General features: G+C 33.5%; 21 protein-coding genes. All 21 read left to right on the top strand.

Annotation, left to right across the window (positions count from 1 at the left end; all coding sequences use genetic code 11):
* A partial coding sequence (locus tag CVS81_RS08610) for a thioredoxin reductase (protein ID WP_107965703.1) occupies positions 1-1,058 on the top strand: 1,058 nt, incomplete at its 5' end.
* 115 nt (positions 1,059-1,173) lie between these two features.
* Positions 1,174-1,641, top strand: a complete 468-nt coding sequence (tssJ, locus tag CVS81_RS08605) for a type VI secretion system lipoprotein TssJ (protein WP_087583804.1) — start codon at positions 1,174-1,176, stop codon at positions 1,639-1,641.
* Position 1,642: 1 nt separating this feature from the next.
* Positions 1,643-3,037 carry a type VI secretion system baseplate subunit TssK gene (gene tssK / locus CVS81_RS08600; RefSeq protein WP_103611316.1) on the top strand — a complete coding sequence of 465 codons (1,395 nt, stop codon included), beginning with the start codon at positions 1,643-1,645 and terminating at the stop codon, positions 3,035-3,037.
* Between the two features lie 9 nt (positions 3,038-3,046).
* A complete protein-coding gene (gene icmH / locus CVS81_RS08595; RefSeq protein WP_021086306.1) occupies positions 3,047-3,811 on the top strand; it encodes a type IVB secretion system protein IcmH/DotU in 765 nt (254 codons plus the stop codon).
* On the top strand, positions 3,812-5,095 hold the full coding sequence (locus tag CVS81_RS08590) for a type VI secretion system domain-containing protein (protein ID WP_107965702.1): 1,284 nt from the start codon (positions 3,812-3,814) through the stop codon (positions 5,093-5,095). It abuts the gene before it with no gap.
* An 80-nt stretch (positions 5,096-5,175) separates the two neighbouring features.
* Positions 5,176-5,661, top strand: a complete 486-nt coding sequence (tssB, locus tag CVS81_RS08585) for a type VI secretion system contractile sheath small subunit (RefSeq protein ID WP_012001089.1) — start codon at positions 5,176-5,178, stop codon at positions 5,659-5,661.
* Between the two features lie 2 nt (positions 5,662-5,663).
* Positions 5,664-7,112, top strand: a complete 1,449-nt coding sequence (gene tssC / locus CVS81_RS08580; protein ID WP_021086376.1) for a type VI secretion system contractile sheath large subunit — start codon at positions 5,664-5,666, stop codon at positions 7,110-7,112.
* Positions 7,113-7,120: 8 nt separating this feature from the next.
* Positions 7,121-7,510: a hypothetical protein gene (locus tag CVS81_RS08575; RefSeq protein WP_012001091.1), complete on the top strand. Its 390-nt coding sequence runs from the start codon at positions 7,121-7,123 to the stop codon at positions 7,508-7,510.
* The gene (tssF, locus tag CVS81_RS08570; RefSeq protein WP_107965701.1) at positions 7,510-9,228 is read left to right on the top strand and encodes a type VI secretion system baseplate subunit TssF; all 1,719 of its coding nucleotides are present in this window, start codon (positions 7,510-7,512) and stop codon (positions 9,226-9,228) included. Before CVS81_RS08575 ends, tssF begins: the two co-directional genes overlap by 1 nt.
* The gene (locus CVS81_RS08565) at positions 9,225-10,121 is read left to right on the top strand and encodes a type VI secretion system baseplate subunit TssG (RefSeq protein ID WP_107965700.1); all 897 of its coding nucleotides are present in this window, start codon (positions 9,225-9,227) and stop codon (positions 10,119-10,121) included. Before tssF ends, CVS81_RS08565 begins: the two co-directional genes overlap by 4 nt.
* A 77-nt stretch (positions 10,122-10,198) precedes the next feature.
* Positions 10,199-13,687, top strand: a complete 3,489-nt coding sequence (gene tssM / locus CVS81_RS08560) for a type VI secretion system membrane subunit TssM (protein WP_107965699.1) — start codon at positions 10,199-10,201, stop codon at positions 13,685-13,687.
* Positions 13,688-13,696: 9 nt separating this feature from the next.
* Positions 13,697-14,614, top strand: a complete 918-nt coding sequence (locus CVS81_RS08555; RefSeq protein WP_107965698.1) for a hypothetical protein — start codon at positions 13,697-13,699, stop codon at positions 14,612-14,614.
* 64 nt (positions 14,615-14,678) lie between these two features.
* Positions 14,679-15,200 (top strand): Hcp family type VI secretion system effector, encoded by a 522-nt coding sequence (locus CVS81_RS08550; protein WP_012001093.1) that lies wholly within the window; start codon positions 14,679-14,681, stop codon positions 15,198-15,200.
* Between the two features lie 178 nt (positions 15,201-15,378).
* Complete coding sequence (locus tag CVS81_RS08545) at positions 15,379-15,870, top strand: hypothetical protein (protein WP_234399549.1); 492 nt, start codon at positions 15,379-15,381, stop codon at positions 15,868-15,870.
* A gap of 74 nt (positions 15,871-15,944) precedes the next feature.
* Positions 15,945-16,439 (top strand): hypothetical protein, encoded by a 495-nt coding sequence (locus CVS81_RS08540; RefSeq protein ID WP_107965708.1) that lies wholly within the window; start codon positions 15,945-15,947, stop codon positions 16,437-16,439.
* A complete protein-coding gene (locus CVS81_RS08535) occupies positions 16,436-16,996 on the top strand; it encodes a hypothetical protein (RefSeq protein WP_234399548.1) in 561 nt (186 codons plus the stop codon). Before CVS81_RS08540 ends, CVS81_RS08535 begins: the two co-directional genes overlap by 4 nt.
* Positions 16,993-17,538 carry a hypothetical protein gene (locus tag CVS81_RS08530; RefSeq protein ID WP_234399547.1) on the top strand — a complete coding sequence of 182 codons (546 nt, stop codon included), beginning with the start codon at positions 16,993-16,995 and terminating at the stop codon, positions 17,536-17,538. The genes CVS81_RS08535 and CVS81_RS08530 overlap by 4 nt, the downstream gene beginning before the upstream one ends.
* A 50-nt stretch (positions 17,539-17,588) precedes the next feature.
* The gene (locus CVS81_RS08525; RefSeq protein WP_199907170.1) at positions 17,589-20,381 is read left to right on the top strand and encodes a type VI secretion system Vgr family protein; all 2,793 of its coding nucleotides are present in this window, start codon (positions 17,589-17,591) and stop codon (positions 20,379-20,381) included.
* A gap of 60 nt (positions 20,382-20,441) precedes the next feature.
* Complete coding sequence (locus tag CVS81_RS08520; RefSeq protein ID WP_107965696.1) at positions 20,442-21,014, top strand: hypothetical protein; 573 nt, start codon at positions 20,442-20,444, stop codon at positions 21,012-21,014.
* Between the two features lie 2 nt (positions 21,015-21,016).
* Positions 21,017-21,643 carry a hypothetical protein gene (locus CVS81_RS08515; protein ID WP_107796807.1) on the top strand — a complete coding sequence of 209 codons (627 nt, stop codon included), beginning with the start codon at positions 21,017-21,019 and terminating at the stop codon, positions 21,641-21,643.
* A gap of 121 nt (positions 21,644-21,764) precedes the next feature.
* Positions 21,765-23,780, top strand: a complete 2,016-nt coding sequence (locus CVS81_RS08510; RefSeq protein ID WP_159070977.1) for a hypothetical protein — start codon at positions 21,765-21,767, stop codon at positions 23,778-23,780.

Below are 23,780 nucleotides of genomic sequence, written 5' to 3'. Positions count from 1 at the left end.
ATTCTCTAGGTCAAACAGACTATCTATCATTTAAACCATGGCTAGACATTAGCTATAAAGCAAGCTCAAATAAACTATCTCCTTGGACTAAATCAGAAAAAGCCTACTATGAAAGCTTAAAAGATAAAAGAGATAGATATATCTATCTAGTAAAAAGAAGTAATCTAAAATGCACCATGATAGATATACCAGAAGATGCAATAGGTAGAGTAGATAGTGATGGCAAACTAACTAAACCTGAATATGCCGAAATTTATGATGAAGTAAATGCCCATCAGGGAACATTAAAGTCAATGCTCTTTTCGGCAGAGTGGGGAATTTGCGCTGGAATACTTGGAGATCCTATGGGGTTTTCACATGGAAATGAAGCAGGATTTAAAGCAAGGGATTATCAAAGAATTTTTCTAGCAGCCCAGTTAGGAGTAGTAAAAGCTTTAAAATTTTTAGGTGATCTTTTTGAATATACTACTTATGATATAGGTCTAAATACAAATTTACAAATGGCTGAAGAATTTAGAAAACTAGCTAAAAATCCCCCACTAGATGAATATGGAATGATGCCTTATCTTGATGAGATAGTAGGAAGCTACTTCGTGATGGATTTTAATAGGGGTGGGATAGTTATTAACCCTACAGGTTCAATGCATAGAGTTTTAAGAGAACTCGTAGAAGACGAAGGTAAGCTACTAGACCCTAGAGATTTAGATGCAAATGAGACTACAAGGGAAGAATTCATGTCGTATGTTAAAAAAGAATTACCAGAATATGCGGAGATTTTTTACGAAAAAGGCTATCCTGCTAATTACGAAGATAGGGATATAGACCTCTACATCGACTCCACCCTCCTAGAAGCCAAAATAATGTCCCTAACCCCACCAGAGGGATATCCAAATGCACCATACTACAACACACCAGAAGAGCTAACAAGACTATATGAGGCTGGTAAATTAGATAAAAAGCTAAACCCTTTAACACCAGTAATGTATAGAGATAGCTTCCCAGAAGATCTTAGGCAAAAGATATTAAGCTATGCCAAAGAGCATAATATAAAGGATTGATTAACGCTCATTAAAGTTTTATTTAAGAACATTGATTTTAAAATAAGTTTCTTCTAAAATAAATTTAGATAGAATTACATAAAAATAATATTATTAACGTGAGGTAAAGGAAACCATGAAGAAAACGTTTAAATTTCTTTGTTCTTTAATTTTTATGCTATTTATCGCAGGATGTGCAAAAGATCTTATCATAAGCAACACCCCAAATTCAAACTTAAACTACCACGGTGACAACGTGCCAGTGACTATCATCGCTTACAAGCTGAAAGATGTGGCAAAATTTCAGCAAGCTAGCATAGTTGATCTGGCTGAGAAAAATGGCGATATACTTGGTCAAGATAAGATAGACTCGATAAAAACGCAAATTCAGCCAAACACAAACAGATACGCTTTTACAAATGTCGATCCAGACGAAGTGCCATACGTAGGCATTTTGGTGCTTTATGCTGATCAAAGCAAGACAAATATCAAAGCTTACAAATCAACAAAAGAAGCAAAAGAGAAAAACATAGTTTTTGAGATAACTAAAAATGGCGTAAATACCATAGACGCTAGTAGCTCTAAGATCCAAGCAAGCAAATAAAATGTCTGATAAACTAAAAGTTGTCTGGTACAACGGGATGAACGTTGATAAGGTTCATTTTGAGCAGCAAGAGAGGTATTTTGAGAGAAATTTAAACCTAAAAACCGTCTCGTCTTTTTCAAATTTATATGGAGTTTTGGAGCTTGAGATCTCAAGCGAGCTTTTGCTTCAAGGCAAGATAGGGCTCAATAAAATTTCTTGCATCTCACAAGATGGTACGATATTTAACGCTCCAGGTCAAGACGACCTACCAGAGCCTCTTGAGATAAGCCCTAGCGAGCTAAATTCTGCTGTCATAGTGCTAAAGCTACCAGTTAGCTCAGGGCTTGTTGATGTTAGCTTGCAAAACAACCTGCCAAATCTAAAATTTACAGCTAAACAAGCGCTCATTAGCTCAAGAGTGCATGATGAAGCTAGCAACGATATCTTGAACGAGCTAGATGACAAAGACGACTTTGAGCTTTCGTCTGCTTTTACGCAGGATAAAGAAAATTTGATCCTAGCAAGCCAAAGATCGGCTCTAGGAGTGCTTGGCTCAAAGACGCCTTATGAGCTTAGTGTGCCTATTTGCAGGATAAAAAACATTGACCTAAACAAGCAAATAACGCTTGATGAGAAATTTATCCCAACCTGCATCGATATCAGTAAAAATTCTTTCATCACTAGCTTTATAGATGAGTTTAGCTTTGCTACAAAGCAGCACCAAGAGAGCTATACTGGGCTTTTAGGCGGTATAGATCAGGCGAAAAATAGGCTTGATATTTCAACGTATTTGACGCTAAATATGCTGAAAAAATGGCACTTGATATTCTCATATCTTTTCAAAAGAGACAAAATTCATCCAGAGTATCTATATGAAAAGCTAGTTGATTTTCAAGCTGATCTGCTAGCCCTAAGTCACGACGATAGTTTTAGCGAATTTATAGCTTATGATCACAACAACTTAAGTCAAACTTTCGTACCGTTAATAAACAATCTTAGGCTTTTGTTCTCGCATATCCTGTCGCCAAAATACGTCATGGCACAGATCGTCAAAAACAATCACGGCTTTTTTGACTGCGTCTTTGATAATCCAAGCATCATAGAAAACTCAGAAATTTACTTTGCTATCCATAGCGATACAAAAAATGAGTACCTGCTTAAAAATTTCAAAGAGCAGTGCAAAATCCACACCCAATCAAACATCAAAAGTATCGTATCATCACAGCTTCGCGGCATAAATGTAGAGCAAATTTCAGCTATACCTAGCACACTGCCAAAGCTAAATGACTATATCTACTACAAGATCGATAAAAAAGATGAAATTTTCAAAAGCTTCGCAAATCAAAGCGTTATTAGCGTCTATATAACAGCAAATTTATCAAACGCTGACATTAAGATGTGGGCTTTATTATAAGGATAAAAAATGAGTGAAAATCAAAATGACATTTCAGTTTTAAGTCAGACAAAGCTTCTAGGACTTGGCGCAAATCCTGCCCTAGATCATGTGCTACCACTGCTTCTTTTGGCAAACAGAGTATCAAAACTACAAAATTTTTCACAAAGTGAGATGCAAAATTTACGTGAAAAGCTGATAAATGATATATTAAGCACCACTTCAAAGATCTCAAATTTGGGCATTTATGAAGAGGATGACATCATTAGACTTAGATATTGCCTTTGCGTTTTCATCGATGAGAGCTTGCTTAAAAATGAAATTTTTATGAATAGTTTTTGGGCGAATAACACTCTAACAACGAGATTTTTCAACGAAAATTTAGGTGGCAACAAATTCTTTGGCATAATGGATAAATGGTTTGAAAATGTTGGCAAAAACAAGGACTTTTTAGAGTTTATCTACGCTTGTTTGGTGCTTGGCTACAAGGGTAAATACGAAGCGCAGGAAGATTGCAACGAGAAAATTTCATACCTTTGTGAAAATATAGCCTCAGCCGTTTCGCCACTTATCAAAGCTGATGAAAATGTATTTGAAAAGAGCTATTTAAAAACTAAAAAGAGAAGCTTTTTTGAGATATTTTCACTAAGACATTTGAAATTTTATTTTATCCTTATAGCGCTTGCAGCTATCGCGGCTGCGTTTTTATATAGCACCTACTCGATGGATCAAAACAACGTTAAAAACGACAGCGTTCTAAACAATAAAATAGAAAATTTTATGGACAAAAAGTAAGTGCAAGATAAGTTTTTCAACAAATTTAGCGAAAACTTTTCAGAAAACGAACTCTACATCAGCCTTATAGACGAGATGTCGAAGTATAAGACTTTGACTCACGATACGATAAAATGGGACTTTGTTTATAGCTCGTCCTTAAAGGCATTAAGCGAATTTAGCCTCGATGTAAAGCTTTTAAATTTCTTAGCGATCTCTGCTGTAAATTTAAACGACAAAGATGCTTTTAGAAGTTTAATCAGTGCTTTTTCATTTTTTCTAACTACCCTAAAACAAGAGCCAAGTTTATTAGCTAAAAATGAAAAGCAAGTGCCTGCTAAAAAAAAGATATTTGCCCAAACGATAGAGCTTTTTACGCAAGCTCATAGGGAGGGTATAAATTTAGACGAAGCGGATGCAAGAGCTTTTAATGAGCTTGTACCTGAGCTCTCACGCGAGCTTAGCACGCACTTTGACACGCTTTATATAGAAGAAAAAAGCGAGCAAACTCAAAGAGTAGAGGAGCCAAAGCAGCAACCGCAAAAGACCGAGCCAAGCTACACGCAAAGTGTCTCTTTTGGCAGTAGCGACATTAGCACATTTAGCGATAGAGAGTTTAGAGAGTATTTTGTAAATTTATCCATCTCGCTTTTAAAAAATGACATAAAAAATTTGACCGCTTACTCGCTTATTTTTGAGGCGATGTGGGGCAGGATCAAGGCTTTGCCAGTTAGCAGCGAGCAAGTGACGCAGATACGTTATCCTGATGAAAATTTGATCTTACTTTTTAAAAATATGAAAGAAGCAAACCTTGGTAATTTAGAGAAATTTATAAGAAATTTAGCTCTTAATCCATTTTGGATAGATGGCGTTAGGATATTTTGTGAGTTTTTAAGATCATCTGGACTAAGCGAGCAAGGCGAACTAGTTTCTAGTATGACTTTAAATTTTATAGAAAAATTACCAGATATGAAAAAGCTCAAATTTCAAAGTGAAGAGGCATTTTTCAGTGAGGAGAGTGTTAAATTTTTTAGTAAAAAAGAGAGTGTAAATTTTATCTCTAGTAACAAAATGAAAAAGGATATGAGCTTTGAAGAGCTGATAAAAGCCCTTGATAGAAGCAAATATACAACAAATTCGCAAAGTGAGCTTAGCTTTTTGTTAGAGCTTTCCAAAATTTTTACAAGCCAAGGCATGGACAACAATGCGAAAGTTGTATATTCGCAAATAGTTAAATTTATAGAAAACACCGAGCTTAAGGATTATTTATCAGATATTTATATAAAGGCAAAAACATTTTTGTGATAAAATATGTTTTTTTAAAACTTCTTTAATTTTATTTAATTATAATTCTTAAATCATTTACTCAAAAAAAGGATGTTATTATGGCAGAGAATTCAATCCCACCAAAAGAACGTATAAACATTGTTTATAGAACCAAAACAAACAACCAAGAAGCAGATGTCGAGCTTCCATTAAAGCTGATGGTAGTTTCAAATTTAACTGGTGAAAACCAAACTCCACTTGAAGATCGCGAAGTTGTCTCTATAAATAAGATAAATTTCGATCAAGTTATGAAAAGTTTAGACATTCATACTGAATTTTCAGTGAAAAATAGACTAAATTCTGGTAGCGAAGATCTAAATATCGATCTAAATTTTGAAAGCATTCAGGACTTCAATCCAGACAATATCATCAACCAAGTACCTGAGCTAAAAAAGCTATTGCAGCTTAGAAAAGCTTTAGTTGCGTTAAAAGGACCTATGGGCAATATGCCTGATTTTAGAAAAGCGGTTTTAGAGGCTATTAAGGATGAAGATAGTAGAAAACAGCTTCTTTTAGAGCTTAAAGACGAAAAAGATAAGGAATAAAAATGTCTGAAACTAAAGTAAAAACTCCTATCATTGAAAGCATAATGCAAAGGAGCAAATATACAAAAGATGATGAAAGTTATAGCGTAGTAAAACAAGGAGTTGCTGAGTTTATCTCAAATATCATCACAACAAACAACGCTGAAGAGAAGATAAATAAGCTTGCACTTGATGAGATGATAGCTCATATAGACACGCTTTTATCAGCTCAGATGGATGAAATTTTACACAACAAATCTTTCCAAGAGCTAGAGTCTACTTGGCGTGGCATTAGATTTTTGGTTGAGAGAACAAATTTCAACGAAAACGTAAAGATCGACCTTTTAGACGCAACAAAAGAAGAAATTTTAGATGACTTTGAAAACAATCTAGATATAACTCAAAGCACACTTTATAAGCAAATTTACTCAGCTGAATATGGTCAATTCGGTGGTGAGCCAGTTGGTGCGATAGTTGCTGACTATGAGCTAGATAAGTCAAACCAAGATATGACTTTCTTAAACAAAATGTCTTCAATTGCAGCGATGAGCCACTCTCCGCTTCTAACTTCGCTATCTTCTAAATTCTTTGGACTTGATAACTTTGGCGAGCTTGAAAACATAAAAGATCTAAAGAGCCTACTTGAAGGTCCTCAATACACAAGATGGAGAACTTTTAGAGAGAACGAAGATGCAAAATATACAGGTTGTATGGTAAATAGATTTCTTACTAGATCTCCATATATCCCAGAAGATAACCCTATAAAAAGCTTTAACTACCGCGAAAGCGTCGATAAGCACGATGATATGCTTTGGGGCAACGGCGCTTATGCATTTGCTACAAGACTTACAGAGAGTTTTGCGGACTATAGATGGTGCGGAAACATCATCGGACCAAAAGGTGGCGGCGCTGTAAAAGACCTACCAACTTACACTTATGAAAACTACGGAAGCGTTCAGACAAAAATTCCAACCGAAGTTTTGATCACAGATAGAAGAGAATTTGAGCTTGCAGAAAATGGCTTTATCACGCTTACATTAAGACGTGATAGCAACAACGCAGCATTTTTCTCTGCAAACTCTGTGCTAAAACCTAAAGTTTTCCCAAATACTCCAGAAGGTAAAGCTGCTGAGACAAATTTCAGACTTGGCACACAGCTTCCATATGTATTTTTGATCTCTCGTTTGGCTCACTATCTAAAAGTACTTCAAAGAGAAGAGATCGGTACTTGGAAAGAGCGCAGTGACGTTGAGCGTGGCTTAAATGAGTGGCTAAGACAGTACATCTCAGATCAGGAAAATCCACCAGCTGATGTAAGAAGTAGAAGACCATTTAGAAGTGCAAAAGTTATCGTTAGCGATATAGCTGGCGAGCCAGGCTGGTATAAGATAGAGCTTCTAGCTAGACCTCACTTTAAATTTATGGGGGCAAATTTCGAGCTTTCTTTGGTTGGTAAGCTGGATAAAGAGTAAATTTAAGCATGTCGCTGATAGATAAAATTTTATATGAATTTAGTGATGAGTCAAAATTTCGTCCATATTTTAAAGATCTAGACAGCGACATCAAAGATCATATTGATACTATCTTAAACTCAAGACTTGGAAACTACGGCCGTTTAAATGATAGTATCATCGATCTTTGGTCGGTTGGGGTCGAGATAAACGAGCTTGGCCATAGACTTGGTATGGCGATATATGAGCTAATCACCTCAAACGAAAATAGAATAGAGATAACTTCTATCGGCTATGATGACTCGCTAAAGCCTTGGCGCATCATCTTTAACATAAACTATAAGCATAAAAACGACAATTTCAAAGAGTATTTGCTAAAGGTTATTTTTAAAAACAATAGATATTGTGAGATTTTATAATGGATTATAATGAAAATAATTTAGCTTATTTTCAAAAAGAGATGGCGTATCTTGATGAAACAAGAGCACTTTTTATAAAGAATTTCCCAAAAGTCGCGCCATTTTTAGATACTAAGAGCAAAGATCCTGATGTTGAGAGTATCATAGAAAATATGGCTATTTTGACATCAAGGATTAGACAAGAGCTAGATGAAAATATACCTTTAATAGCTGAGTCTTTGATAAATATCTTAATGCCAAGCTATACAAATCCTTTTCCCTCAGTTTGCATGCAAGAATTTGCTCTAAGAGATGACTTTTCAGAAAAAAAGGAATTTATACCAAAGGGCAGTATCATAGAGTCAAAGCCAATAAACGGCGTGGCTTGTAAATTCCAGACGATATATGACGTAAATTTGCTTCCTTTAAAGATATCAAAAGCTTTCATGTCAAACAACAAAAGCGACTATCTTTTAAATTTAAACATATCTATCACCAAGGATGAACTTAGTACCAAAGAGCTTGATACCAGCTTTTTAAATTTATACCTTGGTGATAACATATACTTCTCTTCAACTCTTTTGATGTGGCTAAAAAACTACTTAAAATTTATAGTCATAAGCTTTGAAGATAGCGATGAGGAGATAAAACTTGGAGCTGATAAGCTTAGCTTGGATGAATTTGATGAAGCTTTGATAAAGAGCGATGAGTTTGGTTTTGAGGCATTTGAGCTTATAAAAGAGCTTTCATATTTTTCATCTAAACTAAATTTTATCCGTATAAATGGACTTGGTTTTTTAAAAAGATTTGACGCAAAAAGCTTTAACATCAAATTTGTCTTTTCAAAAGATATGCCAAATGGCTATGTGCCAAGGCTAGAGTATTTCTCTCTTTTTGCCACGCCAGCGATAAATTTGTTTGCCAAAGGTGCCGAGCCTATACAAAATAACAACAAACGCAGCGAGTATAGAATTTTCATAGACCGCTCAAACATAAACGCTTACGAGATAGTCTCTATCACAAAGGTCGTCGCCCACAGCAGCAATAATGAAAAAAGGATACTTAAAAACTACAAAAGCTTTGAGAGGTTTGAGTTTTTAAATAGCCAAAGATCAAAGGATTATTACTTTGTAAGTAACAAAATAGATATGAAGCTAAACTCTTACAAAGAAATTTCATTTTTTAAAAATGACGCTAAAGAGCAGACCGTGAGCATCGAGACGCTTTGCTGTAACGGCGATCTACCAACAAACCTAAAACTAGGCGAGATAAACAAAATCCAAAATCACCAAGGTGTAACAACTAAAAATTTAACCATCCCAACTAGCGTAAAACGTGTAAATGTAGATGGAAATTTACTCTGGAGGCTGGTTAGCATCTTGTCATTTAGCTATCAAAGCATACTAAACAAGGGCTCTTTTTTGGCACTGCTTAATGCCTTTATGCTGCCTGATGATGAGTTTTTGAAGAAATTTTCTAGCTCGCTTCATGAGATAAAGACAAAACAGATACATAGGGTCGATGGCGGCTTTGCAAAAAGAGGAGTGCTATGTATATTTTATATAGATGAGAGCGAGTTTGAAAGTCTTGGAAATGTCTATGTTTTAGGTATAAATTTGGCTAAGTTTTTATCAAAATTTGCTTCTATTAACTCATTTTGCGAGCTTAAGATCAAGTGCGTAAAGAGTAAAATTTTATTTGATTATGGGTTTTTAAGCGGCACGAAAGAGCTTGTATGAGCGAAGAGATAAGCCAAGCTTCCTTTTTTAAGCTGATAAAAAACATCCTAAAAAATAGGGATAGGGGCGAGATATTTTTAAAAAATAGCTCGAGTTTTGCCTACCCGATCAAAGAGCTCGAGAGCTTAGATGAGCAGGAGCTTACAAAGATAATTGTAAATTTTATGGGTCTTTTAGGAAGCGGCTCGCACCTAACAAGCTACATTTTAGAGAAAATTTCAAAGACTAATGACAATAGCTATGAACTATTTTTTGATTTTTTTGACAACTACTTGCTTTGGCTATTTTTTGACAGCATTAGTCTAAAAAACTACGCAAGATCTTTTGAAGATGAGCTTGATGATAAAATTTCAAAGATCTTACTTGATATGCTTAATATAAAAGAAAAGCAGCTGGCAAAGAAATTTCTGCCATTTTCGCCACTTGCAGTTAGTCAAAGAAGGCCAAAAAAAGAGGTTGAATTTGCGCTTCAGAGCCACTTTGGGCTAAAAGATAAGCTTTTTATACTTGAAAATTTACCAAATCAAATTTTCATAGCACCATCAAATTTAAACTCTTTAGGCCATAAAAATAGGACGCTTGGTAAAAATTTCATCCTTGGCAAAAAGCTTTTTGAAAAACAAACCAAGATCGCAGTCTTTATAAACGGCATAGAGTACGAAGAGGCTGTGAATTTCTTCCCCAAAAAAGATAAATTTAAAGAGCTTCAAGAGACTCTTTCTTATTTTACTAATGATGAATTTGTTTCTGATTTATATTTAAAGATAAATTACTCTCACAAGATGCAGTTTAAGCTCGGGTCAAAATATACAAGTAGTCAAATTGGCTTTGGTTCAAGGCTTAAAAATGATAAAAAAATGTCAAATTTTATAAAATTTAGACTTTGTTCATAAAATTTAACTCCAAAATCAAAAAAATCTGATATAATTACATAAAAGAAATATATTTATTTGTAAAAGGATTTGCAGCTATGGCATTTATCGACTACTTACGCAGATTTTTCACATTTTTTAGGTTTAAACACAGTGTTGTTTTAGTAACTTCTATCGCTCTTAGTGTTTTGTTTTGGCTATATGCCCCGCTTGTAGCATTTAACGATATATATAGCTTTGCTAGCGTTAGTTCACGAGTTAGCGTGCTAGTTGCTTTTTGGGCAGTTATATTGTTTTTTGTCTTGCTCAGACCGCTGATGAACTATTTTGCATCACGCAAAGATGAGAAAAACGACAAACTAAAAGAGATCAAAAAAGAGTCAATGGATAGTTTTGGCAAGGCAAAGAGAAATTTCTTACTTTCGCTAAAAGACGCCAAAACGACTTGGAAGAAAGATATAAATTTCAAAAAATTGCCATTAATAATGATAATAGGCAACGAGGGCGCTGGCAAAAGTGCTTTTATAAACTATTCAAATATCGAATTTCCTCTATCTGACAGCCTAGATACTTATAAAAAGATACACCAAAGTACGACAAATTTTAACCTTTATGTATCAAAATTTGGAGCACTATTAGATACTGAGGGCATTCACTTTGCACAAGAGAGTCTCTATCAGCCAACTGCAACAGAGGAGCTTCCTGAAGATGATGTAGAGAAAAACAGAGACTATCTACTTAAAAAAGGCGTTTGGAACGAGTTTTTACACTTTTTAAAGAGAAATGACTTTAACTCAAGACTAAGCGGCGCCGTGCTTATCATCGATACTAAAAAATTCCTAGAAGGCACTCAAGAGTATTTTGACGAGCTTATAAGATATATGGTAAAGAGGATAAATGACTGTGAGAAGCATCTTGGCATTAAATTTCCTATTTACGTAGTCTTTAGCAAGCTTGATCTTATAGATGGCATGGGTGATTATTTCAAATTATTTAATGAAGACGTGGCAAATAAAGCTCTTGGTATAAATTTAGACTCAAATTTCACCGCTCAAACGCTTGAGACAGAGCTTAAGGGATTAAGCGACTCACTATTTAAACACCTAATGAGCAAAAACTCGATCTCGCACATGCTAGAAGATAAAAAACGCTCATATTTGTTCTTAAAACAGCTTGAAAATTTCTTCGTGCTTGTAAAAGACTTTGTCACAAAGCTAAGCTCTCAAAATGCTCTTAAAAACACATCTGTTATAAATGGAGTTTATTTTGTAAGTGCATATCAAGAAAATATCCCTATAAACTACCTTACAAATACAATTTGTGATAAATATAGCATCAAAAAACCACTTCTTAGAGCGGTAAATAATTACAGCAAACAAAGCTACTTTGTAAAATCATTTTTAAAAGAGATCGCTTTTAAAGCAAATGTAACTAAATTTGGCGCTCAAAATAGATTTATTAAATTTATAAATTTCGCCCTAGTGGCTGCACTTTGTGTGGGAGTTTATTTTGGCTCTAGTTATATTTTAAATATCAAAAATACAAAAGAGCAAATTGCGGCTAACAACGTAGATAAAATCTCTAACTATCTTGATAGCAAAAAGTATAAAGACCTTACCGCTACACAAAAGATCGAGCTTTTAAATCTGCTAAAACAAAGTCTAAACGACTATCCAAGGATCTTTAGCGGTGATACTAAATTTGAGTACATCACCCTTGATACCTCTTATAAGGGTTTTGCGCCTGTTAAAGCGCTTTATTACGATCTTAGCGCTGACTTTTTCAAAAATACAGTTTTAACTGAGATGGAAAATATCCTAAAAACAGAGAGTGACCCAGATAAGCTTATAAAAGCCTTTTATATGTATGATTCACTTTTTGATAAAAACTATACAAACGTAGATCTATTTAAAATTTGGATAGCTGCAAACTGGGATAAATTTGAAAAATATGGTGTTGCTAAAAATGAGTTTTTAGCGCACATCGAAGCCATTTTAAATGCTAAAAATTTAAGCATTTCAGCAGATCAGAGTGCTCAAAGTGCTGCAAATACTAAACTAACACCTGTTCAAAGAGCAAAAAGGCTCTACTCGATACTTGAGTTTATATCATTTAAAGATGAAAAATCATTCTACGACATCAAAAAAGAGGTTGAAAATTTAAACCAAGTAGTTCAAGAAAAAGAGGCGTTTAATCCATTTAATAAAATTTATACAAAAGAAAATTTAAGAGACTTCTTGGCAAAACTTAGCTCAAACATCGATGAGACTGCAGGCATAGAGTCATGGCTGATGGATACCAACTCATCTTTAAAAGATATCAGCTCAAATGAGAAAAAAGAGCTAAGTATCGCAGTTGTAGAGCTTTACTTGCAAAACTATGCTGATAAATGGAACCAAATTTTAAGAGCGATCGAGCCAAATGAATTTGCTACTAAAAAAGAGGTCATAGACGAGCTTGAAATTTTGTCAAAAAGAGAAAACCCTCTAAATTCTCTTATAAAACTAACCAATCAAAATACAAATTTAAATGATGAAAATTTACTAAAATACATCTACTCTCTAGGCTTTGCTTCAAGCGAGATAAAACGTGTATTTACAGATTTTAGCACTAAATTTACAAACTATCATGCGCTAAATTCTGACGGATCGCTAGATCTTATTAGCAATGACGTCACAAATGTATATAAAAAAGTTAGTGACTATAACTTTGAGATGCTTCAAAGCAGTGACGATAAGATCGTTTATGCGATAAATGGCATAAAAAATGAGAATGATCCATTTATCGTGCTAAACAATGACGCTAAAAAGCTTCCAGATGAGCTAAATGAGTACTATCAAAAGCTATCAAAACTTGCTTGGAAACAGGTAGAAAACGGAGCTTCATCGCTTTTAGCAACAGCTTATAAAGATGATGTTCTTGATGACTTTGAAAGTCTTATAAAGCCTTATTATCCATTTAATGAAAACTCATCAAAAGCTGTTAGTATCGAAGAATTTAAGAGATTTTTTGGCAAAGACGGAACTTGGAATAGCTTTTATGATAAATATCTAAAACAAATTTTAAGTAAAACAGGCAGTGGTTATAAGGTAAGACCAAAATATGCAAAAGAGCTAAGATTTAATAAAAGTTTCCTTGAAAATATCGCTTATATCGATAGAATTTCAAATTTGATGCTTGACTCAAATGATGAGCTAAAACTAAACTATAACTTAAAAGCGGTTGATCTATCGGCAAATTTCAGCCACATAAATATAGGCTACGGAAATAACTCTTTGGCGTATGATCACACGATCCCATCAAATTTACTTGTCTCAAGTAAAAGCTTTGATATCTCAACACAGTTTAAATTTAATGCGGTTTCAAATGCGGGTAGCGACAAAAAAGAGATCAGCTTTGATGGTGAGTGGGGCTGGTACAAGCTCTTAAAGGCTTCAAATTTCAGTAGCATTGGCGTTAGTACGCTTAACTTTGATGGTAAAAAAGAGTCATATTTTGGCTTTGAAGTTACACCAAATGGCGGAGAACTTTTAGAGCTTATGAATATCATACCAACGATTGATTTACCAAGAAAGATGCTTTATTAAGGAAAAGATATGCAAGAAATAGCAGCGGTTATACAAAATTTTGATAAAGCTTCAAGCTTTTTGGCGCAGTATGTCATTTTTGATGAAAACGGCGGAGACATAGGCTCGCTAGATACGGTTAAATTTCCGTGCAGCGATACAAGTGGCTCTATAGCTTCAAAGCACGCTCATATAGGCTTTGAAGAGGGTGTTTTTACCATTTGCGGATACGAAGGATGCGAGATATTTTATAGCGATTCTTATTCGAAGTTGCCTGATGATTATGAAAGCGTGATAAATCCAGGAGATATTTTTAGGATAGGCGAGCTTAAATTTATATTTATAGATCCTTCTAGGATAGACGAATATGTCGGCAAAGCTCACAAGATCATAGAAAATGCCAAAAATTTTGATGAGCTTGATAATAAAGAATTTGAGCCAGTTGGGAAAATATCAAATGTTGATTTTAAAGAAGAGCCAAAGATAAATTCTCTCATAGATGAAGAAAAAGATATCACTTTAAACGAAAATGTTAATGATGTGCCTTTAAATTTAAATGAGAGCGCTCAAAATTTCGATGAAGAAGATATAAATAGTCAAAGGATGCTAACAGCAAAGAGTATGGATGAGCTTTTGATGAATTTAGTTGAGAGCATAAAAGTGCAGCCAAACATGAGCCCTATAAGCGAGCAGAGCAGGACGTTAAATACAAAAGATATGGAAACTATTATAAAAACGCTGCCTCTAAGCGACAACACGACGCTTGTTAATGCTGTTTTGCTTAAACTAATATGTAAGGAGCTATATAGTCAAATGTACGATATAGTCGAGAATAATTCATTTTTCAAATATCTCTCTGGTGCTGTAACAAAAAGCACCAGAGAAGATAAAGAGGCGTTTAATTATTTATTACATAAAGCACTTGAAAGCTATATGTTAAAAAAGTAATGTTTTTAATGAAATAGAAAGTTAATAAAAGTTAAAATAACCAAATTTTTTAATAGGAGTAAATATGTCACAACCAGTGTATATTAAGGTGAAAGGTTCTACTCAAGGACTTATCTCAAGTGGTGCTTCAACAGAAGCTAGTATCGGTAATCGCTATCAGTCAGGTCACGAAGATGAGATCATGGCACAAGAGGTTTCTCACATCGTAACTGTTCCAGTAGATCCACAAAGTGGCCAACCATCAGGACAAAGAGTACATAAGCCATTTAGCTTTACAACATCTTTAAACAAAGCTGTTCCACTTCTTTACAACGCATTAACTCAAGGCGAGAGACTTCCAGAGGTTGAGATCCACTGGTATAGAACATCAACTAGCGGCGGTGCTGAGCACTTCTTTACTACAAAACTAGAAGATGCAACTATAACAGATATCACTCTAGTAAGCCCAAATGCTCAAGACAAGCTAAACAGCGACAAAACTGAGCTTTTCAAAGTTTCAATGAACTATAGAAAGATAGTTTGGGAGCACGTAGCTGCAGGTACAAGCGGAAGCGATGACTGGAGAGAAGCTACTAAAAAAGCTTAAAAAATAACCTAGGGATCCTCCCTAGGGATATCAATCTTCTCGTTGGAAGGACACAAATGAGCCCTTTTTATCATTATCTTTTAAAACACCATGATATGTGAAATGCGATATGAAACACTTAGCTATGATCATATTTCTCATAACATCTTTATATTCACACGAAGCAAATTGCACGGATATGTTTGGACTCATTTATAATAAAAATTTAAGTGACGCTGAAACGGCTAAGTATATAAAATACTACATAGATGATCTCGGATGTGATGCTAATGCTGGTATAAATTTACCAAATTTAACGATGAAAGCTAGCTTATTAGAATTTGCTTATAGTGCAAATAAACCAATAAGCATTGACAAACTTTTAGAAAAAGGCGCGGTACCTAATGCGTGGTTGGCTGGCTCAATAGGATTAGACTTTTTGCTTTTTTTTGAAGAAAATGGTGTTAAGTTAGAAGGGCAGTCACCAAGCCCTGAGCTACTAGAATTTATAAAAACTCAAAAATATAAAGAATTTAAAGAAGAGAAATTTAAGCTAATCAAAAAACTACTAGAACATGGACAAGATCCAAAAGGCTATATCCTTTTACAGAAAGTATTAACGCTTGTAAATGATGAAAAAGATTTAGAGAATTTATTAAAAGATGGAGCTAAAAAGGAATTAGCACAATGAAACATCTAACTATAATCATATTTCTCATAACATCTTTATATTCACAATATTCACATACAATAAATTGTGCTGATATGTTTAACATAATAGCTGATAAAAATATAAGCGACAATGATACAAGAAAATATATTGAGGAATATATTAAAAAATATAGATGTACGACAGATATAACTTTAAAAAATAAAAAGCTTTCTAATAGAACATATGATTTACTCGAATTTGCACATGATTATAAAAAAAATGAGACTTTCGATCTGCTTTTGGATAATGGTGCTAAGCCAAATATGCAATTAGCTACATCTATAGGATTTGACTTTGCATTTTTCTTTAGGGAAAATGGTGTCGGTATAGACAACAAAAAAGCAAGCCCTGAGCTGCTAGAATTTATAAAAACTCAAAAATATAAAGAATTTAAAGAAGAGAAATTTAAACTAATCAAAAAACTATTAGATCATGGACAAGATCCAAAAGACTACGAATATTTAAAATATATTTTGACACTCATAAATGATGACAAAGATTTAGAGAATTTATTAAATAATGGAAATAAAAAGGAATTAGCGCAATGAGGCAATTAGCAATAATCATATTTCTCATAACATCTTTATATTCACACGAAGCAAATTGCTTAAATATGTTTGCTGTGGTATTTGACAAAAATACAACCGATGAAAATACTGCTAAAGACATAGAATATTACATAGATAAGATTGGTTGTGATGCTAACATTACTTTAGAAAATGATAAATTGCATTATGAACCAAATCTACTTGACAGTACTTATGCAATGAATAAGCCTAAAACACTTGATTTACTTTTACAAAAAGGTACCTTCCCTAGTAAGTGGCTAACAAGAGACATCGCAACAGAATTCCTAGTCTTTTTTAGAGAAAATAGCGATGGCATAAAAGACAAAAAAGCAAGCCCTGAGCTACTAGAATTTATAAAAACTCAAAAATATAAAGAATTTAAAGAAGAAAAATTTAAATTAATCAAAAAGCTTTTAGAACATGGTCAAGATCCTTATCATTATGGCTATTTGAGGGTTATATTAAAGATAGTAGGTGATGAAAAAGATTTAGATAACCTATTAAATAATGGAACAAAAAAGGAATTAGCACAATGAGGCAATTAGCAATAATCATACTTCTCATAACATCTTTATATTCGCATGAAGTAAACTGCTTAAATATGTTTGCTGTGGTATTTGACAAAAATACAACCGATGAAAATACCGCTAAAGTCATAGAATATTACATAGATAAGATTGGTTGTGATGCTAACATGACTATTGAAATTCCAGACCTTTCAATAAGACCAAATTTATTAGAGTATGCTTATGATGCAAATAAAACAAAAACTTTTGATACTCTTTTGGAAAAAGGTACAGCGGCTAATGCTAGTTTAGCAACATCCATAGGTATGAGCTTTGCATTTTTCTTTAGAGAAAATGGTGTCGGCATAGACAATAAAAAGGCAAGCCCCGAGCTACTTGAATTTATAAAAACTCAAAAATATAAAGAATTTAAAGAAGAAAAGTTTAAATTAATCAAACAACTATTAGACCATGGGCAAGATCCAAAAGACTATAAAGTTTTAAAGATTATTCTGAAAATTATAAATGATGAAAAAGACTTAGAAAAATTATTGAATGGTGGAAATAAATAATGGATTTCTTTAATATTAATAAAAAAAAATTAGATACAGCAAACGATAATTTGGAAATAAAAAATTATGAAAAACAAGATACATTTACAAAATTTAACGAAGTAATTGACAATACTGGTAAGGTATTTGGCGCTTTGGGTTGCAAAACATGTGAGCTTTCTACTGAAGTAGCGAAAACTGGAATAGATGATCAAAAAGAAAAATTTTATAATGAATACAAAGAAGCAAAAAGAGGCGGAATAGAAGAAAGTGTAAAAACTATGCGTAACCTCACAGACGCTGATATTGAAATGTTTGAAAAAAGATTACAAGAAGAAGAAAACGAAAAAAGATTGAAAGAGCAACAAATGGACAAAAATATAACATCACCAACATCATCACTAACTAAGCCAGTCATGCTAGCATCTGGCAACTCGGTGGCAACAGACGGCTTTGTAGATTATGGCATATCTAACGATGCCTTTTCTACTCTTCAGATAGCAAACGATAAATTTATAGTCACAAGGGCTGATATAAATGAGAGTTTAGAAGATATATTTAGCATAGAGTGCTTTGCCTATATAAATTTAGTCAAAAACCCGCTTTATGAAAATTTAGAGAGCATTTATAACGATAACGCTCAAACTGGCATATATAGATACCTTGATAAGGGTATGAAGCTAAGCATAAAAAGACCATCTTCTACAAACAAGAGTATCATCCCAAGCAATAATGGTAGTGACTATATCTACTTTAGCGGCATAGTAAGCGATGTCGAGTATCTAGGCGTTGATGACGATAGTAGCACAAATATAGACAAAAAATACTTTTTCAAATTTAAACTCACATCTTCGCTATATAGACTAAGTATAAATAGAGCAAATAGAATTTACACAGATCAAAGCGTGCTTGAAGTAGTAAAAGAAATTTTGTCTTTTAACAAGCAAAGGCTAACTAAAGAGCTAGACTTCTCAAACATCAAAAATAGCTACAATAAAAAAGAATTTATAGCGCAGTACAACGAAAGTGACCTAGCCTTTATAACAAGACTTTGCCATGATAGTGGTATATATTTTTACGAAGATAATGAGAAAATTTACTTTCATGATACCTTTATCCTAGCTTACAGCAACCAAGCTGAAGGCCTAGCACAAAGCGAACCTAGCAAAGGTAAAGAGGCTAGAAAAGTAAGCTTTAATGTAAATTTAAATAACAACCTTGCAAGCGAACACATAAATAAAATCACAAAGAGCGAAACTCTAAAAGCAAACAGCTTCACCCACTCATTTCAAAACACAGCCTATCCAAACGTGCTAGAGAGCAAAAACGAAAAGATATTTGACGAGCAAGTAAATATCTATGATAAGCATATAAATTTAGATGAGTATTCATTTAGTGATACGAGGTTGCTTGAGGTCAGCACCTATCTTAAAAAGCTAAGAAGCGATATGCTTTTGAAAGAATTTGTCGCTAGCTCAAATGTCTTTGCTCTAAATTTAAACGATAATATCTCAGTAGCAATAGATCAAAGTAGTGGTGAGTATGAGTTTAAAATAATAGCTATAAAACACACTTATGTAGACGAAAGCGTTTTAGAAAATACTCTAAATTTAGGTGACAATGTCCCTTTAAAAGATAAGAAATTTATAAGCTCATATACAAATGAACTAAGCATCATCCCAAGCAGCGTAAAATTTGTACCAAGCTATAAACAAAAGCCAAAAGCGCCTGACATCACTCTAGGCCTTGTCGTAGGACAAGATGGGTTAAATAGCCAAACAAACACCATCCATACGGATAGTTACGGCAGAGTAAAGGTAAGACTAAATGCCTTTAGCACACAAGAGCAGATAGATAAAGACGACACCATAAACGCAAGCTATCATAAAAGTGCCTATCTAAGAGTGATCACACCTATCGCAAGCAACAGTTCTGGCTTCTTTGCGATACCTAGGGTCGGTGACGAGGTGATCATATCATTTTTGCAAAACGACATAGACAACCCAGTGGTAAGTGGCAGCCTCTATAATGCCTCAAATATGCCACTAGTAAATGTAGATAACAACTACCATCAAACATCGCTTAGCTCAAAAACGATCGGTGCAAACGAGACTGGCATAAACGAGATCACTTTGTCAAACTTAAAAAACAAAGAGCAAATTTATGTAAAAGCTGAGAAAGACTACGACGAGCTAGTAAATAACGACTTTTCTCAAACGATACTAAACGACAAAAGCTCTCAAGTGCATGGTAGCTACACTGAAAGGGTTAAAAAAGCGCACATCCAAATGATAGATCTTGCCAAAAACGTAAATGTCGGAGGTGAATATCTAACGACGGTTGGACTTTCGAAAGATACGGTAGTAGGCGTCTCAAATACACTAAATGTAGCTGTTGATGATACAACTAGAGTTGGTCAAGATAGACATGAGTTTGTCGGCAATGACAAATTTGTCGAGATAAAATCAAACCTCAACACAACTATACACAACGACGAAACTAAAGAGATAAAAGGTACCAAAGAGCAAAACATAGATGGTAGCTACAAGCTAAATTCTCAAAAGGGTATAAATGAGTTTAGTAACGAGCACATCGTGCTTCAGGCAAACAACTACATCGACATAAATGCTAAGTCAAATTTCACAACAAAAACAGCCGCACAGCACACCGAGATGGCAGACTCAAAGTTTAGCGAGATCGAGACGACATACGAGGTCAATGCTAAAAATGAGATCATCCACCAAGTAGACAGCACCAAAGTAACCATAAATGGCACAAGTGTCGTGATAGAAGTTGGTGGCATAAAAGCGATATTTGACAGCATGGGACTAAGAGTCATCGGCGGAGATATAAAGGCTTTATAAAATATAAAAAGCAAAGAGGTCTTAGAATAGTATAAGGTAGCTAGGCAAGCAAGGATAAAATTGAGAGATTATGATAAAAGACCTCTAGTTATAAAGGACAATAGCTTGCTCTTTGTGCTTATTTTTGTTCTGCCAGTGCTTATTGTAGATTTTATTTATTTGTTGCTTGGCGCCAATCGCTTTTTGTCGGCTATCATAGCATTTGGTATTGTAGCTTATATATTGCCGTATTTTAAAAATAAAAATTATATCGCCATAAACTCTGATAGTGTGAAATTTTTGGAAAACGGCAATATTATAAGAGAGATAAAATTAAACGAAGATTTCGAAATTTATAAAAGTTTTGAAAATCTAAGTAAGGAGTTAAAAGGAGCTAGGAGGTATTTGACAATGCCAGCAAGAATAGCTCTTTATCCTTTGACAATAATGTCAAATTTTATTTTTTGGCTTTTATTTAAAAGAAAAGTAAATTATAAATTTTATGAGTATATTATTTTAAAACAAAAAAGCGTGATAATTAGTATTAGTCCAAATACCAATTACAAAAGAACACTGATAAGAAAATTTTTTAAAGATAATTTTAATAGCGATATAGAAAAAGCAGAAAAATTGCTTATATTTGACTGGGAGTAAAGATGAGAGATTATGATAAAAGACCAATAGTTATAAAGGACTATAATTCTATATTTATGTTTATAGAGTTTTTACCCACTACTATAATATGCTTTATTGCAAGTTTTTTTCATAGCAATAAAATTATACTTATATTTTTAGTTTCACAAGCCTTTTACTTTTATATCAGACCTTACCTCTTTTATGGTCGCAAACGCATCATAAAAATGTCTAACGAAAAAATAGAATTTCTTCAAAACAATGAACCAATAGAAACCATAAATTTAAATGAAAAATTTGAAATTTACAAGACATATGACGACTATTATCATAAATCTCAAAATTTAAGCGATTTTCAAAAGAAAGTAAAATGGATAAGCATATTATTGCTATGGATTGGTCATTATCCATTTTTTTTATTAAGTAAGATTTTATTTTATCTTTTTAAAACCAAAGGTACTTATTATAAATTTTATGACTGTGTTCTCGTTTTACAAAATGATAAAGTGCTAAATATACTAGCTACTTCAAGATATGAAAGGGCGTTGGTTAAAAAATACTTTCTGGATAAATTCAAAATAGACATAGATAGACTAGATATATATAAAAATTCACGCCATAGTTTAGAAAAAATAGAAATAGGTAAATAATATGAACGATAGTAAATTTTTAGATAATTTAGATCAAGCAAAAAATGTCTGGACGCTAATGCACGACGTAGCTTCTCAATCACAAATAATATCATCTAATAAATATGCAAAAATTGCACTAATGATACAATCTAACGCTGGAGGAGTCATAGTCGATACTGCCAGGGGTGATACATGGGATGAACAAGTTGTTGGAATAGTTGGAGATTTTATCGGTAGTGCGATTATTACTTCTTTTACTGTAAGTTTTAGTTTTCAAATAAATTCAGCACTAGTCTTATCTGGTAATCACCTTGGCTCTCATTTAAAAAATGCTCTAAAATCAATGAAGCTATATGATAAAAATAACTCTTATACTTATACTTATAAAAAAGATTTTCAGGCTATGGTCGGAGGGCAGTTGCAAAAGGTGCCTTATGCAAAAGTACCTATAAATAGAAATGGTGAAATGGTAACCACCCCAACTCATCAGCCGCTATATTATGCAAGCAATGAAGCAGAGTATAACCATTATGAAACGCTAAAAAATAGCGTAAAAGAAAAAGAAATTTCTGAGCTAAGCTTTAAAGAGATATGCGACTTTTTTGCAGTTTTAAATACGCCTATGTCTTCTGAGTACAATAAAGCTTTGAAATACAATAATGACAAACAAGAACTTATAGAAGATAAGCAAACTCTTTATGAAATTTTTAGTGCCTACGCTAACGAAAATGGCATAGATGCTGAAACTTCGCTATCTTCTTTTTCAGAAAAACTCCACTCTTTTATAAAAGAAGCCATTAGTACTATTTTCTCTCTTAAAAACATATACGTAGTTAGCATAAGCTCTGACGGAACTAACAACATCTCAAAGATAAACAAAGCATTAAAAAAGCGAGAAGAAAATTCTGAGTTTAAAGCGGGCAATAAAGAAGAAATTTTACTGATATGCCCCTATCATTCAGCGCAGATCATAGCTCCATATCAGCCTAAAAATACAAAACTTACTATCATCTTGGCAGATAAGACATACCTAGACTGCGTAAATTTAAATCCACAAGGAAGTAAAGATGAAAGTAAGCTTATACTAACTAACTATAAATTTAACCCATACGAAGCAAACAGCAAAGAAGAAGATATAAAATTTGTAGATTCAGCGACAAGCGGAGATATCACGCTTTATAAAGATGGCAACAATAAATTTATCTCACAAGATAAAAAATACTCTTATGATGGCTCCAAAGTAACTTTAAATTTCTTTAATAATCTAAACTTTAACCTGCTAAATTTTGCCAAAGAAAATGGCTTAAGCCTAAGAAGTGATAAATCCTCAGCCATGTTTGATGTAAAATTAAAACTAGCAGACAAAGAAGAGAGCAAACCAACTACAAATAGTGGGAATTGTAATCTCATAGTAAAAAATCTAATAATCACTGATGAAAATTTAAATAGCAGTGATATCAAAGAAATTTATTTGCATAACTGCGAAGACAAAAGAGTATATCGCTCTTGCTCTCTTGAGAAAAATGATAATGATGAAGCAGATAAAAACTCATACACGGCTAAATTTAATATAAATCTCATCCTTGATAAAGACCAAAGTGTCTTTAAAAGAACAACTAAATTTATATTAGCCTACCGTGATCTAAGTAAAGACTACTCAACTAGCGATATCCATAGCATGAGTGATAATAGCGTCATCTCTCTTGAAACAAAGAAAAAAGCAGAAGGCAGTATCACATATGATCTAAAAACTTCACTTATTGAGGTGGCAAATAATATAACTGGCGTAGTTGTAGATGTGCAAAACATAGATCAAACAACCATACAGGACACTATAAATTTAAAAGCTGTCTATAAGCCAAATAAGGGTGATGATAATTATAAAGAGGTGAATTGGTCTTATAAAATTATCAAGCAAGGCGAGTATAACAAAGAAGTAAAGGCAAATTTTGTAGCAAATGATATAAAGCTGGAGGGAGAGAAATTTAAAGGAAAAGAGATAAGCTTCACTCCACAAACTGATATAAAAGATCAAAAGCTACTGGATAAGCTAAAAGAAGGCGATAGTACATTAGTGTTTTTTGCATATATAAAATCACCAAGATATACAACGAGATATGGAAAAACTCATGGAAGGGTTGATGTAAATCACTAA

Source organism: Campylobacter concisus, from assembly GCF_003049065.1.
Classification (GTDB): domain Bacteria; phylum Campylobacterota; class Campylobacteria; order Campylobacterales; family Campylobacteraceae; genus Campylobacter_A; species Campylobacter_A concisus_BE.
Note: the sequence above shows the minus strand (reverse complement) of the source record. Positions and strands in the feature narration are given on the sequence as shown.

Coding starts and splice junctions, on each gene's coding strand:
- tssJ (WP_087583804.1), top strand. CDS start 1,174: ATGAAGAAAACGTTTAAATTTCTTTGTTCTTTAATTTTTATGCTATTT.
- tssK (WP_103611316.1), top strand. CDS start 1,643: ATGTCTGATAAACTAAAAGTTGTCTGGTACAACGGGATGAACGTTGAT.
- icmH (WP_021086306.1), top strand. CDS start 3,047: ATGAGTGAAAATCAAAATGACATTTCAGTTTTAAGTCAGACAAAGCTT.
- tssB (WP_012001089.1), top strand. CDS start 5,176: ATGGCAGAGAATTCAATCCCACCAAAAGAACGTATAAACATTGTTTAT.
- tssC (WP_021086376.1), top strand. CDS start 5,664: ATGTCTGAAACTAAAGTAAAAACTCCTATCATTGAAAGCATAATGCAA.
- CVS81_RS08575 (WP_012001091.1), top strand. CDS start 7,121: ATGTCGCTGATAGATAAAATTTTATATGAATTTAGTGATGAGTCAAAA.
- tssF (WP_107965701.1), top strand. CDS start 7,510: ATGGATTATAATGAAAATAATTTAGCTTATTTTCAAAAAGAGATGGCG.
- CVS81_RS08565 (WP_107965700.1), top strand. CDS start 9,225: ATGAGCGAAGAGATAAGCCAAGCTTCCTTTTTTAAGCTGATAAAAAAC.
- tssM (WP_107965699.1), top strand. CDS start 10,199: ATGGCATTTATCGACTACTTACGCAGATTTTTCACATTTTTTAGGTTT.
- CVS81_RS08555 (WP_107965698.1), top strand. CDS start 13,697: ATGCAAGAAATAGCAGCGGTTATACAAAATTTTGATAAAGCTTCAAGC.
- CVS81_RS08550 (WP_012001093.1), top strand. CDS start 14,679: ATGTCACAACCAGTGTATATTAAGGTGAAAGGTTCTACTCAAGGACTT.
- CVS81_RS08545 (WP_234399549.1), top strand. CDS start 15,379: ATGTTTGGACTCATTTATAATAAAAATTTAAGTGACGCTGAAACGGCT.
- CVS81_RS08540 (WP_107965708.1), top strand. CDS start 15,945: ATGTTTAACATAATAGCTGATAAAAATATAAGCGACAATGATACAAGA.
- CVS81_RS08535 (WP_234399548.1), top strand. CDS start 16,436: ATGAGGCAATTAGCAATAATCATATTTCTCATAACATCTTTATATTCA.
- CVS81_RS08530 (WP_234399547.1), top strand. CDS start 16,993: ATGAGGCAATTAGCAATAATCATACTTCTCATAACATCTTTATATTCG.
- CVS81_RS08515 (WP_107796807.1), top strand. CDS start 21,017: ATGAGAGATTATGATAAAAGACCAATAGTTATAAAGGACTATAATTCT.
- CVS81_RS08510 (WP_159070977.1), top strand. CDS start 21,765: ATGATACAATCTAACGCTGGAGGAGTCATAGTCGATACTGCCAGGGGT.